The sequence below is a fragment of the Allobosea sp. genome (assembly GCF_030695125.1).
GTDB lineage: Bacteria > Pseudomonadota > Alphaproteobacteria > Rhizobiales > Beijerinckiaceae > Allobosea.
On sequence record NZ_JAUYTP010000073.1, the window covers coordinates 154,463 to 171,457 of the forward strand.

Sequence of the window (16,995 nt, forward strand, 5' to 3'; positions counted from 1 at the left end):
AGGTCAGGCTTCGATGCCGGAGGTGGTCCGCAAGGGGCAACAGGGACGGGCGGCGCGGATGAACGGCACGGACATCAACCCCTATGACGCCGTCGCCTATCCCGGGCATGCCTTCGCGCAGACCCATCCGGCCCGGCTGGCGACGATCGCGCACGCCCATGGCATGGCGGCCGCGCCTGCCGCGGCGATGCGGGTGCTTGAACTCGGCTGCGGGCGGGGCGGCAACCTGCTTCCGATGGCCGCCCAATATCCCGGTAGCGCGTTCGTCGGCATCGATCTCAGCGGCAGCGCGATCGCGCTGGCGCAGCGGGCCACGACGGAGCTTGGCCTCGGCAACCTGGCCTTCCACCACCGCAACATCATGGATGTCGGGCCCGAGCTCGGGCGGTTCGACTACATCCTGGTCCATGGCGTCTATTCCTGGGTGCCCGATATCGTGCGCGAGCGGATCATCGCGATCTTCGGCGAGTTGCTGGCGCCGCAAGGCATCGCCTATGTCAGCTACAATGCCCTGCCGGGCTGCCGGCTGCGCGATCTCGCCCGCGACGTGATGCTCTATGCCACGCGCGACATCGCCGAGCCGCAGGAGCGGGTGCGGGTGGCGCGCGCGGCGCTGAAAGCCGTCGCCGAAGCCAGCGACGCCGAGACGTTCCACGGGGCGGCGCTGCGGCAGAGGCTGCAGCAACTCGACGACACGCCCGACAATGTGCTGTTTCACGACGATCTCAACCCGGGCGCGCGCGCCTTCGCGCTGCATGAGGTGCTGGGCGCCGCCGAGCAGCACGGCCTGCAGTTCCTGGCCGAAGCCTCTTTCCCCAACATGTATGGCGCTGCCAAGGGGCCGGCGCAGGCGATGCTGGCGGGCATCCCCGTCGAGGAGGCGGCCCGCCGCGAGCAGACGCTCGACCTGCTGATCGGGCGGGCCTTCCGCGAGACGCTGCTCTGTCGGCAGGACGTTCCGCTGCGGCGCGGGGTCAAGCCCGGCGCCTTGAAACCCTATCACCTGGCGGCCCAGGCCCGGCTGGTCGAAGCCGGGGAGGGCGAGGAGACGCGGTCGGGCGTCGATCGCTTCGCCTTCGACGCGGGGGTGAAACTCTCGGTCGACCTGCCGCTCTGCAAGGCGGCGCTGCGGCGGCTGGGCGCGGCGTGGCCGGCCGGTGTCGCCTTCGACGATCTCGTCGCCCAGGCGGTGGCGGATGTCGGCGCTGCCTTGCAGGGCGATGTCGCGGCGGAGATCGCCCGGCTCGACGAGGCGCTGCTGGCGATCTTCAAGGCTGGCCTGCTCGACATCAGGCTCGAGCCCCCGGCGCTGACGACGACGATTTCGGAACGGCCGCTGGCAAGCGCGGTGGCGCGCTGGCAGGCGACGACGTCCCGGGAGGTCACGGATCTGCGCCATCGCATGGTGGCGCTCGATGGCGTCGTCGTCCGAAAATTCGTGGGCCTGCTCGACGGCTCGCGCACGCAGGAGACCATCCTGAGCGATCTCAACGCCTTCCTCGACGAGGCGCATGGCTCGGGGCGCGATGTCGGCGATTTGCCCCGACTCGCCACGGCCGAGGCGGTGGCGGTCCACCTGAAGGATGTGGCGCGGCTGGGGCTGCTCGTTTCCTGAGGCGCCGTCCTGCGGCTGGCGGCGGACGGCACGCCGTTGTCGCGGCCATGCGGCTCGCATATCCTGACGCAGCGGTATCCAGCAGGGGCGATGGGCCCACTCGCCCGACCGCGGCTTTCCAGGGACCGGCAGTGCTGGCGAGGCCCGATGAGTGAACGCTTCAGGCAGTTCCAGGCCGTCTTTCCGGAAGAGGCCTGCCTCGACGCTCTGATGCGCGCGCGCCATGGCGGCAGCAGCCTGACCTGCCCGGCCTGCAGCCGTCCTGGCCGTTTCGAGCCGCGCGTGAAGCTACGCGCCTGTTCCTGCGAGCATTGCAACTACATGCTCCAGCCCGGGGCCGGTACGGTGCTCGACAATCGTCGCACGCCGCTGCAGCTCTGGTTCTTCGCGCTCAAGACCATCGCCGAACTGGGCGACAAGGCGGCTGCCGGCGTGATCGAGCGGGAGGCGCGGGTGCCCGCGCTCACCGCGCGTCGGCTGGTCGCCGAATTGACGGCCCTCGACGCCCGTGGCGAAGACTGGTTCGAGGCTTTGCGACGCGGTGTCTCCGGCGAGCGACCTGTCGCGATCACGAAGGCTGTTTCCGGCACCCTCGATTCCACGGACTCGATACCGAAGCCGCTCGCGTCGCCCGGGCCTGAAATCGCGGCGCGCGGCGTGTCGGGGCGGGCGATGATGATCGGGGTCGCGGTCGGGATCGTCTGTCTCACTGCGGCCGTGCTCGGTATTGCCCTGAACAAGATGGGGCAGGGGGAGGCTCCCCCGGATCCGGACATGGTCGCGAGCCTGGCCGCTCCGGCGCTGCAGACGGCGGCGCGTCCCTCGCTGATCCTGTCCTCGGTCGAGAGCGATCTGGAGGCGGCGCGGCAGGCGACGGAATTTGCGCTGAAGGCCGATCCGACGCTGGCCGAGATCAAGGCTCAGGTCGAAGCGGCGCCGGAAATCCCGGTCGTGCCGCTGACGCAGCCGCCGTCCAACATCCTCCTGGTGCCGCCGAAACTGCCCGCCGGCCAGGCGGCGCCGGGCCTGCGCTCGCGCATTCCGCAGGCGCCGATCACGACCGGCGGCGACCCCGAGCAGTTGCTGACCTTCGGGCCGATCCGGATCCGGCGGCATCTCGTCGAGACGATCGTGCGCGCCGGCAAGGTGGTGGGCGCGGATCCGACGCTGCTGATGGCGGTGGCGGACAAGGAATCGTCGTTCTCGACCTCGGTTCAGGCCAAGACGTCCTCGGCCACGGGCCTCTACCAGTTCATCGAGCAGACCTGGCTCGGCGTCGTCAGCGAATTCGGAACGAAGCACGGTCTGGCGGCGGAGGCGAAGCTGATCGGGCGCAATGGCCGCCAGTTCGTCGTGGCCGATGCGGCCGAGCGCCAGCGCATCCTCGATCTCAGGCGCGAGCCCTATCTCTCGGCGCTGCTGGCCGGCGAGATGCTGAAGCGCGATACGCTGCGGCTGGAGAAGGCCATGGGCCGCCACCTCACCGGTGGCGAGATTTACCTGATCCATTTCCTTGGGCCGGACGCCGCCCAGACCTTCATCGAGACGATGGAGGAAAAGCCCGACGTCAAGGCGGCCGATCTGCTGCCGCGGCCGGCCCAGGCGAACCGGCCGATCTTCTATGCGGATGCCGGCGGCGAGACCAAGACGCTGTCGGTCTCCGAGGTCCACCGCAAGTTCAACGAGATGATCAAGGTCAGGCTCGACCGCTACAAGACGGTGCGCCCTGCCGCGCCCCAGCAGGCGGAGCGCGCGAAGAAGTAGACGGACGTGGCCGCCGGCCCGCCCGAACCGCAGAGGAGACCAGGACCATGGCGGCCAACCGTTTCGAGCAGGTGGACGAACCGCAGCCGGACGCGATCACGCTCAGTCTGAGCGCCGGCGACGGCGAGACCCACGGCCAGATTTCCTGTCCGGCCGAACTGGCGGGCGGGCATCTCGTCAACGACTTCCTGAGCGACCCGATGCCGCCGGTCGATGCCTTCCGGGCCGCGGTGCGGCTCGCCAACGAGATCCGGGCGCCGATCGTCGTCGCGGATCCGCAGGGGCTCTGGCAGGACGATTGGGGCGTGCTTTACCGCGAGGCCGACTGAGCGGGCGCATCGGCGACCGGTTACTCGATCCGGAAATAGCGCACGCCCAGCCCGAGCGGTTCGCCCTGGCGCAGGACGTCCTGCTGGAGGCTGGCGAAGAAATCCGTCGACGGGGTGGGGTTGGGGCCCGACAGGGCCGGCAGCGGTGCCGTGCTGACGAAGGTCAGGACGGTCTGGGGCCGCGGCCCGCCCCCGGCCGATTCCAGCTTGAGGTTGAAGGTGGCGCGCCGTCCGTCGCGGCGCAGATAGCTGCCGAGATTGTAGACGAGCCCGTCGTCACCGATCAGCACGACGGCGACGTTGCGGCCGCCGTCATTGTCGATGGTCCCGCTCAGCACCTCGCCGCTCTTCATGTTGAAGGCGTTGATCTGGAGCCGCGGGGTGCGGTCGATGTTGTCCCCGAGCGCGCGCAGGAAATCCGCCATCGGGCATTGCGCCGCCGTGATCGGCCGCAGATGGATCTGCGCCTCGAAGCCCTGCGCCGCCTTGAAGGTGGTGTCGAAGGCGACGAAGGGCTCGGTGCGGTTGCCAAAGCCCTCCAGAACCGCGCGCGTCGCGGTCAACTCGGTCGGCCAGAGGAAGAAGCACGGGCCGCCGTCATAGGTCGCGATGTAGCGCTGCACGCGCTCGATCGGCGGGCGGGGCGGCTGAGCGACCGCGATCTGGGCCGGGTCGCTGCGCCCCGGCGCTGCGGGCGGTGTCTCCGGGCGCGGTTGCGCGGCAGGCGGCACGGCCGGCGTCGCCGGCGGGCGCGCCGGCTCGGCCACGGTCGGCTGCGGCATGCGCGGATCGGGCCGGGTCGGGGCCGCGACCGGCGGCGGGGCGACGACGGCGGTCTGCGGCTCGGGTCGCGGCGGCGAGGGCTGCGTCGGCTGCGGTTGTGGCTGGGGCTGGGGCGGTGCGGCGGCGGCGGCCGGCGGCTCGTTGAGCGCGGGCGGCGGGTTCGGGGGCGGCTGCGTCACAGGCGGCGGGGTCACCACGACGGGTGTCGGTACGGCGGGCGGCTCGATCAGCTCCGGCACGCGGTTCTGGGCCTGCGCCGGGTTGGGTGTCTGGGCCGGGGTCTGGGCCTGGGCCGGCGGGTCGCTGCGGGTTTCGTTGAGAGCCGGAGGCGGGGCGCTGCCGCGCGGCGGCTCGTCGTTCAGCAGGGTCCAGCCATAGAATCCGCCGCCCGCCAGCAGGGCGAGCGCGGCGATGCCGGCGACGGCGCGCAGCGGGGACCTGCCGGCCGCGGCCGCGGCGGCCGGCGCCTGCGGCTGCCAGGCGGCGACCTCCGACATGTCGGCGAAGCGCTCGGCCGGGTCGGCGGCGAGCATGCGGGCCAGGAGCGGGCGGATGCGGGCGTCGATGCCCGAGAGGTCGGGCAGGCGACGGCGCTTCTCGAGGATCTGGACCTGGCTGCCGCCCATGTCGAGCGGCTTGCCGGTCATCGCTTCGGCGAGGACGAGGCCGAAGCTGTACATGTCGGAGCGGCCGGTGACGTCGCCGCCATAGAGCCCGAGCTGCTCGGGCGAGACGTAGTTGTACTTGCCGGCGAAGCCCGAGCCGATGACCGTGCCTTCGCCCAGGATGCTGGAGCGGGCGATGCCGAAATCGATGATCTTGGCGCGGGCGATGCTGCCGCCGGGCAGGATGATGTTGTCCGGCGAGACGTCGCGGTGGACGATGCCCAGCAGATGGGCGGCGTGGAGGCCCGGTCCTATGCGCCGGCGCAGCACATCGACCTCGTCGAGGCTCAGCGGCGCCTGCTTGATGCGCTCCGAGAGCGGCTGGCCGTCGACGAACTCCATCGCCAGATAGGGCGACTGCGTCCCCGGATCGATGGTGAAGACGTAATAGCGGACGATGGCTTCGTTGTAGAGGTTGTGCAGGGCGGCGGCCTCGCGCCGGAACAGGGCGAGCGCCGCCTCGTCGCGCGCGAGTTCCGGGCGGATCATCTTGATCGCCACCGCGTCGCCGGTCTGGATGGCGCGGCCCTTGTAGACCTCGCCCATGCCGCCGACCCCGATCAGCCGCTCGACCTCGTAGATGCCGTTCAGGGTGGTCCCGACGGAGACGGCGCCGGCGCGGGGCGCGAAGATGGTGCGCTCGGAGTCGCTCATGGCGTGTCGGTCTCCTGCATGCGCCTGTTCGGCATCCACCGGGTCGTCCGGTCGTCCCTGCGGCTATAGCGCATGATGATCACCGTAACGTTGTCGCGCGCTCCGCGCTGCAGGGTGAGCTGCAGCAGGGCGTTGCAGGCCTGCTGCGCGCCCCTCTCCTCGACCGCTTCCAGGATCTCGGCCTCCGCGACATGCTCGGTCAGGCCATCGGAGCAGAGCACGAAGACGTCGCCATCCTCGATCTCGCCGCTGTCGAGGTCGAGTTCGGGCACGTCGTGGACGCCGATCGCGCGGGTGATGACATGGCGTCGCGGCGAGAGCCTGGCTTCCGCGGCGGTCATCACGCCGCGCTCGACCAGTTCCTGGACCTCGGTGTGGTCGCGCGAGATCTGCAGGATCTGGCCGGCACGGATGAGGTAGATCCGGCTGTCGCCACACCAGACGCAGGCGAAGTGACGCTCGTGGACGAGCAGGACCGCCAGCGTCGAGCCCATTGCCGCGCCGTTGCCCTCCGCGATGTGGCGGCGCAGCGTCGCATTGGCGTCCAGCACGCCATTCTCCAGCCGGGCCAGCAGGTCGGGCGCCGACTGGGTCTTGCCGATGCTCTCGATCGCGGCGGCCACCGTGGCGCTGGCGAGCGCGCCGTTCTCATGACCGCCCATGCCGTCGGCGACCGCCCAGATGCCGAATTCGGGCCGGACGACGAGATTGTCCTCGTTGGCGCTGCGGATGCGGCCGACATGGCTGACGGCGCCGGTCTCGAAGGCCGATGCGGTCTGGCTCGGATTCTGGCTGAGATCGCTCATGACACGGCCCGCCCCGGTTCGAGGAACGCATCGAAATGGCCGGTCAGCAGGCCGGCGAAGAGATAGGGGTCGGGCAGCCCGTGCCCGACCAAAGCGAGCGGCTCGAAATTCTCGCCGCCAACGGTCCAGAAGCAGGTCGAATGGGCATAGGCGCGGGCGTGATCCTCGACCCGCAGGGCGGCGAGCCGGGCGGGAAAGCCGGCCGCGTCCAGCGCGGTGACGATGGTGCCGTCCGAGAGGCGCACCATATCCTGCGGCGGCGGCGCGAGCAGCGAGTCATTGGGGACGGCTAGCCGCGCCAGGCGCTCCGAGACGGCCTCGAAGCTCGCCCCCGGATCGAGGGCCTGCAGCAGGAAATCCTCGATCCCGGCATACCAGGCGTCCTGCGGGTCGAGTTCCGGATGCGGGATCGCGCCGCCGGGCTGCGCCAGGGCGAAGACGGTCAGCGGAAAGTAGCGGCCGACGCCGTCGACGGAGGGCATGAAGGCCCCGGCGACGGCCTGCCCGCACAGGCCCTGGCCGATCCAGAAGCGCCAGATCGGCGCGTTGAGGAAGGCCTCCTGCCAGCGTCCGGCCAGCGCGAGCCGGCTCGCGGTCAGCCCGCCCTGGAGCCAGGCCTCGTAGACCTTGAGGAAGGCCGCCGGCGCGTTCACCGCGATGAAGTCGCGCTTGGCCGGCAGCTTCCCGAACAGGCCGCAGCTCATCGCCTCAGATCCCCGACGGGCAGCGGATCTCCCGCAGGGCGGGCAGGATCAGCGGGTTCTTCAGCGAGCCGACGCCGAACTGATAGCCGACCTGGCGCCCGCCCGCCGCCAGCGTCAGCCCGACATTGTCGCCCTGGCGCAGCACAGAGCCGGTGTCGAGCAGGCGGAAGAAGGACCAGACGCCGTCGCGCTCGAACAGCTTGATTTCGCCGGATGGCGCGCTTGGCCCCGAGGAGAAGAAGCCGCCGCCGAAGACGCCGCCGCCGCTCGCCCCGCCCAGCGTCAGCGTGATCGCGGTGCGGCCGATGCCGGCGCCCGGCCACATCACCGGGGCGGGCGTGTTGACGCCCTGCTGGCTCGTGACGGTGAAGCCGTTGATCTCGAGCTTGGCATTGGCGGCATCCGCCGAGAGCGCGGTCGGCACCACGATCATCTGGAAGGAGGGCAGGTTGCCGCCGGTCGGGAAGAAGGCTTCCCGAATCTCGCTGGCGCGCTGGAACTCGCGCAGTGTCGTCGCGGAGAGCGAGCGGGCGACGCGGCTGTCGGCGCGCCAGCTCCACTGCGCCTTGGAGCTGTCGACATAGGGTTCGAGCCGCTCCTTGTAGAACTTGTCCATGATGCCGCCGGGCGCGAACAGGCGGGCGAAATCGGCCAGCGGCACGTCGCGCGCGCTGCCCTTCACGAAGGGATAGCGGTTGGTCAGGATCTCCGTGCAGACGCGGCTGACCTGATCGCCCAGCGCCTGGCGCAGCAGGGCGACGGTGGCGCCGGTGGCATCGCCCTCGAAGTCGTTGACGGCCGACACGACCATAGCGCCGAAGGGGGCGGGGTAGCGCGAGGAATTGGCGCGCAGCGTCGCGATCAGCGGCACCAGCGCGGCATTGGCCGCAGCCGCCTGGGCCGGGTTGGTCGCGGCGGTGGCTAGGTTCTGGTTGATCTCGGACAGGACCTGCAGGAGCTGGTCGACCGGGCGGCGGCCGAGATCGCCCTCGACCAGGACATGGAAGGGCTTGAACTGGGCCTCGATATCGGCGCCGAGCGCCTCGTTGCCGCCGCCGCCGAGCACGCGCTCGACGCCGGGCGCGCTGAGCGGGAGATTGGTGCCCAGCCGGCTCAGCGCCTCGCTCGCGCGCTTCTCCAGAACATCGGTCGCGGCCGCTGCGGCCGCCTTGCGGGGGGAGGCGCGCTCCTTGGTGAGCTGCGTCTCGTCGCGGACGGATTCGAGGATCTGCTTGAAGGGCGAGGTCGGCGCGGCCATCGCGCTGAGCGCGACATATTGCGGCTTGTCGGCGTTGAGCGGGCGCAGCTTGAGCCGCGCCAGGGTGCGCTGCCAGGAGGCGACGAAATCGCGGCTGTAGAGCTTGAGCAGGTCCTGGAAGAGCGTGGCGTATTGCGAGATGATCGCCTGCTGGTCGACATTCTCGCCCAGCACCCAGCGCTCCTTCTCGATGCGGTCGCCGATGTCGCCGAGGCGGTCGACGAAGGCGTTCTGGAAGCCGTCATAGGTGTAGAAATAGGGCACGCGGACCGCGTCGAGGTCTTCGCCGCCGACGCCTTCGAAAGCCAGGCGCACGTCGGAGCCGCCGCGGCGGGCCGCGACCCAGTCCTTCTGGCTCTGCGAGCGGGCCTGGGTGCGCAAGAGCTCATAGGCGCGTTCCGCGATGCTGAGGCGGCGCAGCGTGCGCTGGCTGTTCTCGATCAGCGACTGGTTGAGCTTGACCAGCGGCTCGGCCTCGCCGTCGTCGAGATCGAGCATCGCGACCAGATGCTCCTCCAGCGCCTCGCGGCCCTTCGCGTTGGCGGCGCCGGGGAAGAGGTTCTCGGCCCAGTCCAGCCGCATCCAGGCGATGACGAGGTCGCGGTCGAGCTTCGCCTGGCCGCCGACCATCATGTAGACCTTGAGCGCCTCGTAGACGAAGCCGGGATTGGTCTGGTTGGCCTCGAGCTGCTCCTCCAGCCGGAAGATAATGCGCGAGCGCAGCATCCGCTCCAACGCCTGCTGATAGGTCAGTTCGGCCGCGTTCTGCAAGCGGGCGCGCTGGCTGAGGCCGAAGGTGGCGGCGGTCGGCGTCGGCTCCTCGCGGGTGGCGTAGCCCGCCGGCAGGTGCCGCAGCTTATGCAACAGCGGCAGGACGCGGCTGAAATTGCGTTCGGAGATCGTCGTCTCCTGCAGCACCGGGGCGGCGCTGGAGCGGTAGTCGGAGAGGCCGTAATTGGTTGCGGTGATCAGGTCGCTGTTGCGCGAGAAGCTCGTCCACCACAGGCCGAGCGCGGCGAGCGAGACGAGTGCCACCGTGGCGAAGCCGGCGGCCCGCAGCAGGGTGGCGCGGCGCGCGGCGCCGAGGTCGGTCGAGACCCAGCCTGACTCGCCGATGATGACCTTCTGGATCAGGTCGGTCAGGAAATAGCTCTTGCCGCGGCCGGAATAGGCGCCGGCGCTGGCGTGGCTGCTGCCGAAATTGCGCGAGAGCGCCCCGATCAACTGGTCGATCGGCGTGCCTTCCTGCGTGCCGGAGGTGAAATAGAAGCCGCGCAGCGTCGCATTGGCATGATAGCGCGTCGGCTCGAAGACGCGGCCGAGAAAATCGGTAATCGAGCGCTTCAGCGTCGCCATCTGGCTCGGGAAGCCGAAGATCTGGGCACGCGCGGTCGGGTTGGCCTCGTCCTGCAGCCGGTCGGGGAGGCGCTCGTTCAGCCGCTCGATCAGCGCATCATATTCGGGTGCGACGTCGCCGATCATGTTGCGGGTCTTGTCGCCGGTCTGGAAGGTGTGTCCCCAGACCATCCGGCGCTGCGGCTCGGAGAGCCCGCCGAAATACTCGTTGAAGCCGGCGATCAGGTCGGCCTTGGTGAAGACGGCATAGACCGGGAAGTCGACCTTCAGCCGCTCGTTCAGCTCGAGCAGCCGGTTGCGGATCGCGTCGGCATGGGCGGCGATCTCCTCGGGGCTCGACGTCAGCAGATCCTCGACGCTGATCGCCACCATGACGCCGTTGATCGGCTGGCGCGGGCGATGGGTCTTGAGCAGATCGAGGAAGGCAAGCCAGCTCGCCTTCTCGGCCTTCGCGTCGGTGTCCTGCGTGGTGTAGCGGCCGGCCGTGTCGATCAGCACGGCCTCCTCGGAAAACCACCAGTCGCAATAGCGGGTGCCGCCAACGCCGGCGATCGCGGCCGGCGCCGCGCCACCGCGGGCGAGCGGGAATTTCAGCCCGGAATTGACCAGCGCGGTCGTCTTGCCGGCGCCGGGCGGGCCGATGATGACGTACCAGGGCAGGTCGTAGAGATAGTCGCCGCCATCCTTGCCGCGGGCGCGGCGCAGCGTCGCCAGCGCGTCGCGCATCGAGGCCGACAGCGCGGCACCGTCGCCTGTCGCCTCCTGCTGCTGTTCCAGCGCCTCGGTGAGCGCGGCGGTGGCGCGGCGCCGGCGGATCACGATCAGCGCGATCCAGGCCAGCGCGCCGAGCGCCAGCAGCAGGACGATCGGCAGCCGCACCCAGACCGAGTCGAACGGGCGGACGTCGCCGACGGCAAGGAACGGCGCGCCGAACCAGACGAGCAGGCCAAGCGCCAGCGTCCCGACGGTGATGGCGGCGATTCTGAGCCAGGTGGCGAGGTTCATGGGTTCGCCCTCCCTCAGCCCTGCCGCTGGATCACGATTTCGACGCGCCGGTTCTTGGCGCGGCCTTCGCGGCTGGCATTGTCGGCGATCGGGGCATCGGCGCCCTTGCCCTCGACGCTGATCCGGTCCGGCTTGCTCAGCTTGGTCTGCAGCAGGTCGCCGACGGCCTTCGCACGGGCCTGGGAGAGCTGCAGGTTGGAGGCAAAGCGCGCGGTCCGGATCGGCACATTGTCGGTATGGCCGACGACCTTGACGGCGCCTCCCTCTGTCTCCAGCACGGTCGCGATCCGCTCGATCAGGGGCTTGAACTCGGCGCGCACGGCCGCCTGGCCGGGCTCGAACAGGGTGATGTCGACGAGCCGGACGATGATGACGTTCGGCGTGACCTGGCAGACGATCGGCGGCTGCACCGCGCCGCAGACCTTGGGCGGCTCGGGCGGCGGCGGCACGGGCGGCGGCGGGGCCGAGAACACCTTGCGGACGAGGCCGAGCTCGCCCTTGGGGTGGACCGAGAGCATGGCGGTCGCGGCCGCCTCGGCATTGCCCGAGAGCAGGAAGCGGAACACGAAATAGAGGCCGAGCACGGCGACGCCGGCAAGCGCCGCCACCGACCAGACCGGAACCTTGAAGCGCGCCACCTGCGAGGCGACGGCCTGCCCGCGCCAGCGCGGCGAGAGTTCGGGGTCGGGCTGCTTCACCCGGCGCAGCGTCTCGAACAAATTGCGCTGGATCATCTGGAGATTGGCGGCCCCGCCGGCGGAGGTGCGGTGGATGCCCTGGAAGCCCAGCGCCAGGCAGGCATGCATCAGTTCGAGCAGGTCGTAGTTGACGGATGGGTCGGCCTTGGCGCGGTCGAGTTCCTCGAAGAAGCGCACGCCGCCGACCCGCTCGCCGAAGAACTTCGAGAGCATGCTGTACTGGGTCCAGACATGGCGGTCCTCGCCGGGGATGTTCTGGACGATGTCGTCGGCGGCTGCGCAGAGGACGTATTTGGCGGTCCGCGTCTGCTCGGCCGAGGCGCCCGCGGCGCGAACCTCATGCTCGAAGGCCTCGATCGTCTCCGTGACCTGGCCGAGCAGCTGTGCGGGGGGCGCGCTGCTGAGCTGCGAGCGCAGCCGGCCGAGCAGCAGGAGGAGGGGCGACGCGGCGCGCAGCAGCGGGTTGGCGTTGGGCGTCAGGAGCTGGCCGCGGCCCGGCAGCGGCCCGGCGGCGGGGCCGGGTGGCGGCGCCGGGCGCGGCGGGGCCGGCTGGGCGGCCGAGATCCAGTCGTCGCTGCCGCCGGGAACGCCGGGCGAGGCCGCGGCGGGCGGGGCATAGGGGGTGGGCGCCGCCGGCGTGGCTTGCGCCGGGCGGGAGGGCAGGGGCGCGCGGCGTCCGGCCGGGTTCGGCCTGATGATGGTCCGGTCGGAACGGCCGAACGGATCGGACGGCGAACCGGGATCGCTCATCGGCGTCCCTCGAGCACGGCCCAGAGTTCCAGCTCGAGATCGGGCCAGTCACCGGAGAAATGCATCCCGATCGAACTCGCGGTCGAGAATTCCGGCCAGAGCGGCGATGTCCGGTCGAGATAGAAATAGACATGGTCGGTCAGCGCGCGGATCTGCGGCGGCGGAGTCGGCAGATGGACGAGGCTGATGCCCGGCAGATGGGCATGGACGATCTCGTTCATCTTGGTGTTGGGGCCGACCTTGAAGAGCTGCGGGAACTGGGCCTGGATCTCGGTGAGGGGGCGGCGTGCCGCGACCTCCAGAACCAGCGTCGCGTTGCGGACGAGGCTGCGGTCGCGGATCGTCGACATGAAGGCGTTGGGCGCGCGCTCGGTGATCTCGAGCCGGATCGCCCGGCGGCCGAGATTGGCGGAGAGGAAGTCCTGGATGTCGCGCACCAGCGGGGTGAAGCAGGCCTCGAGGTCGTCATGGTCATAGGCCGGGTAGTCGCGGGCGCGGCGCTCTGCGGTGGTGAAGGTCGCGAGTTCGCCGGCCAGCCCCAGAAAGCTCTCGAACAGCCGCTCGGGATGGACGTAGCGCGATTGGCGCAGATGGCGCAGTTGCGGGATTTGCCGGTTCAAGAGCTGCAGCATGAAATAGTCGGCGCTCTGCAGCCCGCCTCCGGCCGTCGGGTCGGCGGCATAGCGGGCGAGTTCCTCGAGCTTGTTGTCGATCCAGCCGATGACCCGGTCGAGCCAGCCCTCGATCACCGGATAGGCCGAGCAGACGAGGACGGGCGGGGCGAACTTCTCGTCGAAAAGGACGGCGCGGTCGCGCACCTCGAGGATCCGGCCGAGCGCGAGGCCGACATAGCCGGCCTTGGCGGTCTTGCGCAGCTCCAGGCTCAGGCGCGGATGGGCGACGTCGATCTCCTCCTCGATCCGCAGCGAGGCAGTGGAATCGATCAGCATCTCGGTGGCCGGGACATAGCGGCTGGCGCTGCCGTTCAGCGCGTCCTCGACCTCGCGGGTGTTGGGGGAGGCCAGCGGCAGCGAGAGCCAGACGATCTGGCCGGCGGCGTTCTCGGGCACCTCTATCGCCAGCGGCAGGGGGCTGTTGTCGGGCATCGCGAAAGGCGTGCCGTCCGGCATCACGCCGGCGGCGCGGCGCAGCCCGATCCGGCTCTGCTGGGCGAGGTCGCGGTCGATCTCCAGCACCGAGAATCCCCATGGGTAAGGGGTGGCGTGCCGGACGCGGTTCTCCAGCAGGTTCTCAAGATACCGGTCGTTCTGCTGGAAGTGATGCGGCCTGAGGAAAAGCCCTTCCGACCAGACGACCTTGCTGTACCACGACATCCGGGTCTCGCTCACTCAAAAGCATGCCAGCAACCTTATACGGGTCACCCACAAGCGTCACCAAGCGAATGGTAACTGCAAGCAAGGCTGCGGCCATCATTGCAACGAAGGATGCACGGTTGCGCCAGGACGGGCAGTCCAGCAGAATCGCGCCCACACTGGCGAAGAGGAGCCCCCGATGCCGACAGGTCCCGCCGCCCGCATTCTCGATCTGGTGCTGCATCCGCTGCCGGGCGTCCTCCAACCCGGGCCGGGCAGCCCCAATGTCCTCATCGGCGGGCTGCCGGCCTGGCGCGGCGTCTCGGCGGCGGCCGCCGCCGCGATCCAGGCGGCGCGCCAGGTCTCGGATGCGGCCATCGCCACCGCCGAGGCGGCGACGCTCGCCGCCGCAGGCACCCCCGGCGCGCCCGCCGCGAAGCTGGCCGAGGAAACCGCCAAGGCGACCGCCGCCACCACGATGGGCTCGATGATCACCGGCGCCGCCGGCGGGGCCGACATCCACAATTGCCTGACACTGCTGCCGGCGCCGCCGCACGGGCCCGGCGTCGTCATCGACGGCTCGCAGACGGTGCTGATCAACAATCTCTCGGCCTGCCGGGTGGGCGACACGATCATCGAGGCGGTTGGTCCGCCCAACAAGATCGTCATGGGGATGACGACGGTCATCATCGGCGGCTGACGGGGCCGGTCGCCTCGGCTAGGAGGGGCAGGCGCGCGGCTCGCGCGACTCTTTTCCAGCCAAGGAGATCGACCATGACCATCGACCGCATCGGAGTGACGCAGCGCTGGTGCGATGCCGCGATCTTCAACGGCATCGTCTTCCTCGCCGGCCATGTCGCCGAAAAGACCGAAGGCCGCCCGCTGGGCGAGCAGACCACCGAGGTCCTCGCGCTGCTGGAGGAAACGCTGGAGGCCGCCGGCAGCGACAAGAGCCGCATCCTCAGCGTCCAGATCTTCCTCACCGACATCTCGAAGATCGCCGAGATGAACGAGGTCTGGGACGCCTGGGTGCCGAAGGGCACCGCGCCGGCGCGCGCCACCGTCGAGGCCAAGCTCGCCTCGCCCGGCCACGACATCGAGATCACGGCGGTGGCGGCGAAGAAAAGCTCTTAGCTCCCAGCCTGTTTCGCACCGAAACACCGCGTCATCCCGGACAAGCTGCGCAGCAGCGCCGATCCGGGATCCATCACGGAGCGCCGGAGCCCTCCGATGGATCCCGGCGCTCCGCTTCGCTTCGGCCGGGATGACGGCGTGGTTCCGGTGACGTGCCTCGAAGCGGCGCCGTCTGACGGAAGCCGCTACTTTCCCCCGCGGTCGTAGCACTCGGCGAAATAGAGCATGAAGGCGTCCACGAGCCCGTCTTCATACGGCGCGGTCTTGGCGTCCCAACGGGCGACATAGGCGTCCCACATCTTGGCCTTGCGCGAGCCGAGCAGGGAATCGAGACCGCGCTCCTGCGCCGTGCTCTCGGCGATGGCCTGGGGATCGAGATCCTCGACGAGCATGCGCAACGCATGCTGCATGGCCGAGTAGGTCTTGATCTGGTGGGCCTTGAGGTCCTTGAAGCTCTCGTCGAAGGCCTTCTGCGCGCTGAGATAGCCGCTCTTGGGCCGACCGAAGATCAGCTGCAGCGCATCGTCCACCGTCGGCGAGAATTTCAGCGGGTTGTTGTCCTGCGCCTGGATCATCGTCTGGTTGGCGCTGCGCGCGATGCGCTTGCTCTCGGCGCGGGCCGCGAGCAGCAGCTTCAGCTCGACCGCGACCAGGCGCATCAGGCCGCCGAGCTGCTCGGCAAAGGCACCGGGGTCCTGCCAGGCGAGGTCGTCGGTGGCGAGGCCGGCGCCCTTGGCGAAGCGCTGGACGAATTCGGCCGCCGAGATGGCGGGCATGCCGCCCGGCGGCATGGCGGGAGGCGGCGATGGCGCTGCGAAGGGCGCGGCGGCGTGCGGCAGCGGTGCGGTCGGCGGCGCGGCCTGGGCAGGCGCGTCGCTCCAGGGGTCGCCCGGCGGCAGCTCGGCGGTCAAAGGACGCCGCGGTGTCGGGATCGGGGCCGGCTGCAACTCGGGCGCGGCCGGCGGCGCCTGATAGGGCGCCCAGGCGAAGTCGTCTCCCGGCGGCGGGGACGCAACAGGGGGGAGCGGAGCGGGCGCGGGAGAGGCGGCCGGCGTCGGGATATCCGCGGCCCAGTCGATGAAGCCGTCATGGACGGGCCGGTGCCGGCTCGGCGGCAGCAGGTCGCGACGCGGAATCGGCGGCGCAACGTCGCCGCTGGCCGACCAGAGCGAATCCGGATCGGGAGCGCGGTCCTGCGACGGGGCGGCCGCGGGCTCGGCTTGGGCGGCCTCGTCGATGGCGACCGCGATGACGTAATGGCCGATCTCGAGCCTGTCGCCGTGCTGGAGGCGATAGGGCGACTGCACGCGCTGGCTGCCGCCGTTGACATAGGTGCCGTTGGTCGAGACGTCACGCAGCCAGTACGCCCCATCGCGGAAGCGCACCTCGCAATGGCGGCCGGAGATTGCGCGCGTCGGGTCCGGCAGGCACCAGTCGAGATGCTGGTCGCGCCCGATGTCGAGCCCCCTTGCGCCACTGAGGGTCACGGTCAGCGGGCCGCCATCGGGCAGGGCGGTCTCGTTCTCGATGGTCAGGGTCAGCGGCATGGCGGGGAATCCGGGCGCGGCGCACGGTCGGCCGCCGTCTTTCGCGGGCTGTGCTCAGGAGGTCGGCTTGCCGTCGTCATCAGCCAATCGAATGCATGCTTCGACGCAATTGCGCAATGCGGCCTGGTGCTCGCGGCCCGTGAGACGGCCGAGCGCCGTCAGCACCGCGATGCGTGCCATCTTGGCGGTGAGGTCGGGCGGGCAGGGAACGGCATGGCCCGCCACCATGCTGCCGCCGGAGTAGCCCGCGGCGAAAGCGACCCAGGTGCCCGGCGAGGCGCTGTCGCCCGCATCGGCTGCAGCCAGCGCGGCCCGGCGCGTCTCGTCGCGGGGATCGCGGACCCAGGCCTCGGCGGCCGCCAGCCCCTGGTCCTGCAGCGCGCCCGGGGCCTGCATCGCGCGCAGCGCCTGCGCCGCCCACCAGACCGCCTCGCGGCGCGGCAGGACGAAGGCGCAAAAGCCGATCGCTTCGGCGGGCGCCGGGCCCAGCGCCAGTGCCCGGGCGAACGCCAGAGGATGCTCGACGCTCGGCCGGGTCGCGACGACCTTGCCGAGGGCAGGGAAGGTCTCGAACACCTCCCTGGCGGTGCTGAAGCGCAGGCGGGACATCGGCC

The 16,995-nt window shown here is 70.4% G+C and carries 13 protein-coding genes; 5 read left to right on the forward strand and 8 right to left on the reverse strand.

The window, feature by feature from the left end:
- The first annotated feature begins 13 nt into the window (after positions 1–13).
- From Q8S38_RS22020 to Q8S38_RS22030, 3 genes are all read left to right on the forward strand, one after another.
- Entirely contained in the window at positions 14–1,615 is a 1,602-nt protein-coding gene (locus tag Q8S38_RS22020) for a class I SAM-dependent methyltransferase (RefSeq protein WP_305682477.1), read from the forward strand.
- A gap of 147 nt (positions 1,616–1,762) precedes the next feature.
- Positions 1,763–3,379 (forward strand): transglycosylase SLT domain-containing protein, encoded by a 1,617-nt coding sequence (locus Q8S38_RS22025; protein WP_305682478.1) that lies wholly within the window; start codon positions 1,763–1,765, stop codon positions 3,377–3,379.
- A 47-nt stretch (positions 3,380–3,426) separates the two neighbouring features.
- Positions 3,427–3,708, forward strand: coding sequence for a hypothetical protein (locus Q8S38_RS22030; RefSeq protein ID WP_305682479.1), 282 nt, complete (start codon positions 3,427–3,429; stop codon positions 3,706–3,708).
- A gap of 20 nt (positions 3,709–3,728) precedes the next feature.
- On the opposite strand, the gene Q8S38_RS22035 is transcribed toward Q8S38_RS22030, so the two are convergent.
- The 6 genes from Q8S38_RS22035 to tssK are packed head-to-tail and all read right to left on the reverse strand — an operon-like array spanning position 3,729 to position 13,721.
- A complete protein-coding gene (locus Q8S38_RS22035) occupies positions 3,729–5,810 on the reverse strand; it encodes a serine/threonine-protein kinase (RefSeq protein WP_305682480.1) in 2,082 nt (693 codons plus the stop codon).
- On the reverse strand, positions 5,807–6,616 hold the full coding sequence (locus Q8S38_RS22040; protein WP_305682481.1) for a PP2C family protein-serine/threonine phosphatase: 810 nt from the start codon (positions 6,614–6,616) through the stop codon (positions 5,807–5,809). The genes Q8S38_RS22035 and Q8S38_RS22040 overlap by 4 nt, the downstream gene beginning before the upstream one ends.
- Positions 6,613–7,320: a type VI secretion system-associated protein TagF gene (gene tagF / locus Q8S38_RS22045; protein WP_305682482.1), complete on the reverse strand. Its 708-nt coding sequence runs from the start codon at positions 7,318–7,320 to the stop codon at positions 6,613–6,615. Before tagF ends, Q8S38_RS22040 begins: the two co-directional genes overlap by 4 nt.
- 4 nt (positions 7,321–7,324) lie before the next feature.
- Positions 7,325–10,939, reverse strand: a complete 3,615-nt coding sequence (gene tssM / locus Q8S38_RS22050) for a type VI secretion system membrane subunit TssM (RefSeq protein WP_305682483.1) — start codon at positions 10,937–10,939, stop codon at positions 7,325–7,327.
- A gap of 14 nt (positions 10,940–10,953) precedes the next feature.
- Positions 10,954–12,387: a type VI secretion system protein TssL, long form gene (gene tssL, locus Q8S38_RS22055; RefSeq protein ID WP_305682484.1), complete on the reverse strand. Its 1,434-nt coding sequence runs from the start codon at positions 12,385–12,387 to the stop codon at positions 10,954–10,956.
- Complete coding sequence (gene tssK, locus Q8S38_RS22060) at positions 12,384–13,721, reverse strand: type VI secretion system baseplate subunit TssK (protein WP_305682485.1); 1,338 nt, start codon at positions 13,719–13,721, stop codon at positions 12,384–12,386. The genes tssL and tssK overlap by 4 nt, the downstream gene beginning before the upstream one ends.
- A gap of 178 nt (positions 13,722–13,899) precedes the next feature.
- On the opposite strand from tssK, the gene Q8S38_RS22065 reads away from it, so the two are divergent.
- Together Q8S38_RS22065 and Q8S38_RS22070 are read left to right on the forward strand one after the other, a co-directional pair.
- Positions 13,900–14,400 carry a PAAR domain-containing protein gene (locus tag Q8S38_RS22065; protein WP_305682486.1) on the forward strand — a complete coding sequence of 167 codons (501 nt, stop codon included), beginning with the start codon at positions 13,900–13,902 and terminating at the stop codon, positions 14,398–14,400.
- 74 nt (positions 14,401–14,474) lie between these two features.
- On the forward strand, positions 14,475–14,834 hold the full coding sequence (locus Q8S38_RS22070) for a RidA family protein (RefSeq protein ID WP_305682487.1): 360 nt from the start codon (positions 14,475–14,477) through the stop codon (positions 14,832–14,834).
- A gap of 185 nt (positions 14,835–15,019) precedes the next feature.
- On the opposite strand, the gene tagH is transcribed toward Q8S38_RS22070, so the two are convergent.
- Entirely contained in the window at positions 15,020–16,381 is a 1,362-nt protein-coding gene (gene tagH, locus Q8S38_RS22075; protein WP_305682488.1) for a type VI secretion system-associated FHA domain protein TagH, read from the reverse strand.
- A 54-nt stretch (positions 16,382–16,435) separates the two neighbouring features.
- A complete protein-coding gene (locus Q8S38_RS22080; protein ID WP_305682489.1) occupies positions 16,436–16,990 on the reverse strand; it encodes a DUF6931 family protein in 555 nt (184 codons plus the stop codon).
- Positions 16,991–16,995: the final 5 nt, after the last annotated feature.

Coding starts and splice junctions, on each gene's coding strand:
- tssK (WP_305682485.1), bottom strand. CDS start 13,721: ATGTCGTGGTACAGCAAGGTCGTCTGGTCGGAAGGGCTTTTCCTCAGG.
- tssL (WP_305682484.1), bottom strand. CDS start 12,387: ATGAGCGATCCCGGTTCGCCGTCCGATCCGTTCGGCCGTTCCGACCGG.
- Q8S38_RS22030 (WP_305682479.1), top strand. CDS start 3,427: ATGGCGGCCAACCGTTTCGAGCAGGTGGACGAACCGCAGCCGGACGCG.
- Q8S38_RS22070 (WP_305682487.1), top strand. CDS start 14,475: ATGACCATCGACCGCATCGGAGTGACGCAGCGCTGGTGCGATGCCGCG.
- Q8S38_RS22080 (WP_305682489.1), bottom strand. CDS start 16,990: ATGTCCCGCCTGCGCTTCAGCACCGCCAGGGAGGTGTTCGAGACCTTC.
- Q8S38_RS22035 (WP_305682480.1), bottom strand. CDS start 5,810: ATGAGCGACTCCGAGCGCACCATCTTCGCGCCCCGCGCCGGCGCCGTC.
- Q8S38_RS22025 (WP_305682478.1), top strand. CDS start 1,763: ATGAGTGAACGCTTCAGGCAGTTCCAGGCCGTCTTTCCGGAAGAGGCC.
- tagH (WP_305682488.1), bottom strand. CDS start 16,381: ATGCCGCTGACCCTGACCATCGAGAACGAGACCGCCCTGCCCGATGGC.
- tagF (WP_305682482.1), bottom strand. CDS start 7,320: ATGAGCTGCGGCCTGTTCGGGAAGCTGCCGGCCAAGCGCGACTTCATC.
- tssM (WP_305682483.1), bottom strand. CDS start 10,939: ATGAACCTCGCCACCTGGCTCAGAATCGCCGCCATCACCGTCGGGACG.
- Q8S38_RS22040 (WP_305682481.1), bottom strand. CDS start 6,616: ATGAGCGATCTCAGCCAGAATCCGAGCCAGACCGCATCGGCCTTCGAG.
- Q8S38_RS22065 (WP_305682486.1), top strand. CDS start 13,900: ATGCCGACAGGTCCCGCCGCCCGCATTCTCGATCTGGTGCTGCATCCG.
- Q8S38_RS22020 (WP_305682477.1), top strand. CDS start 14: ATGCCGGAGGTGGTCCGCAAGGGGCAACAGGGACGGGCGGCGCGGATG.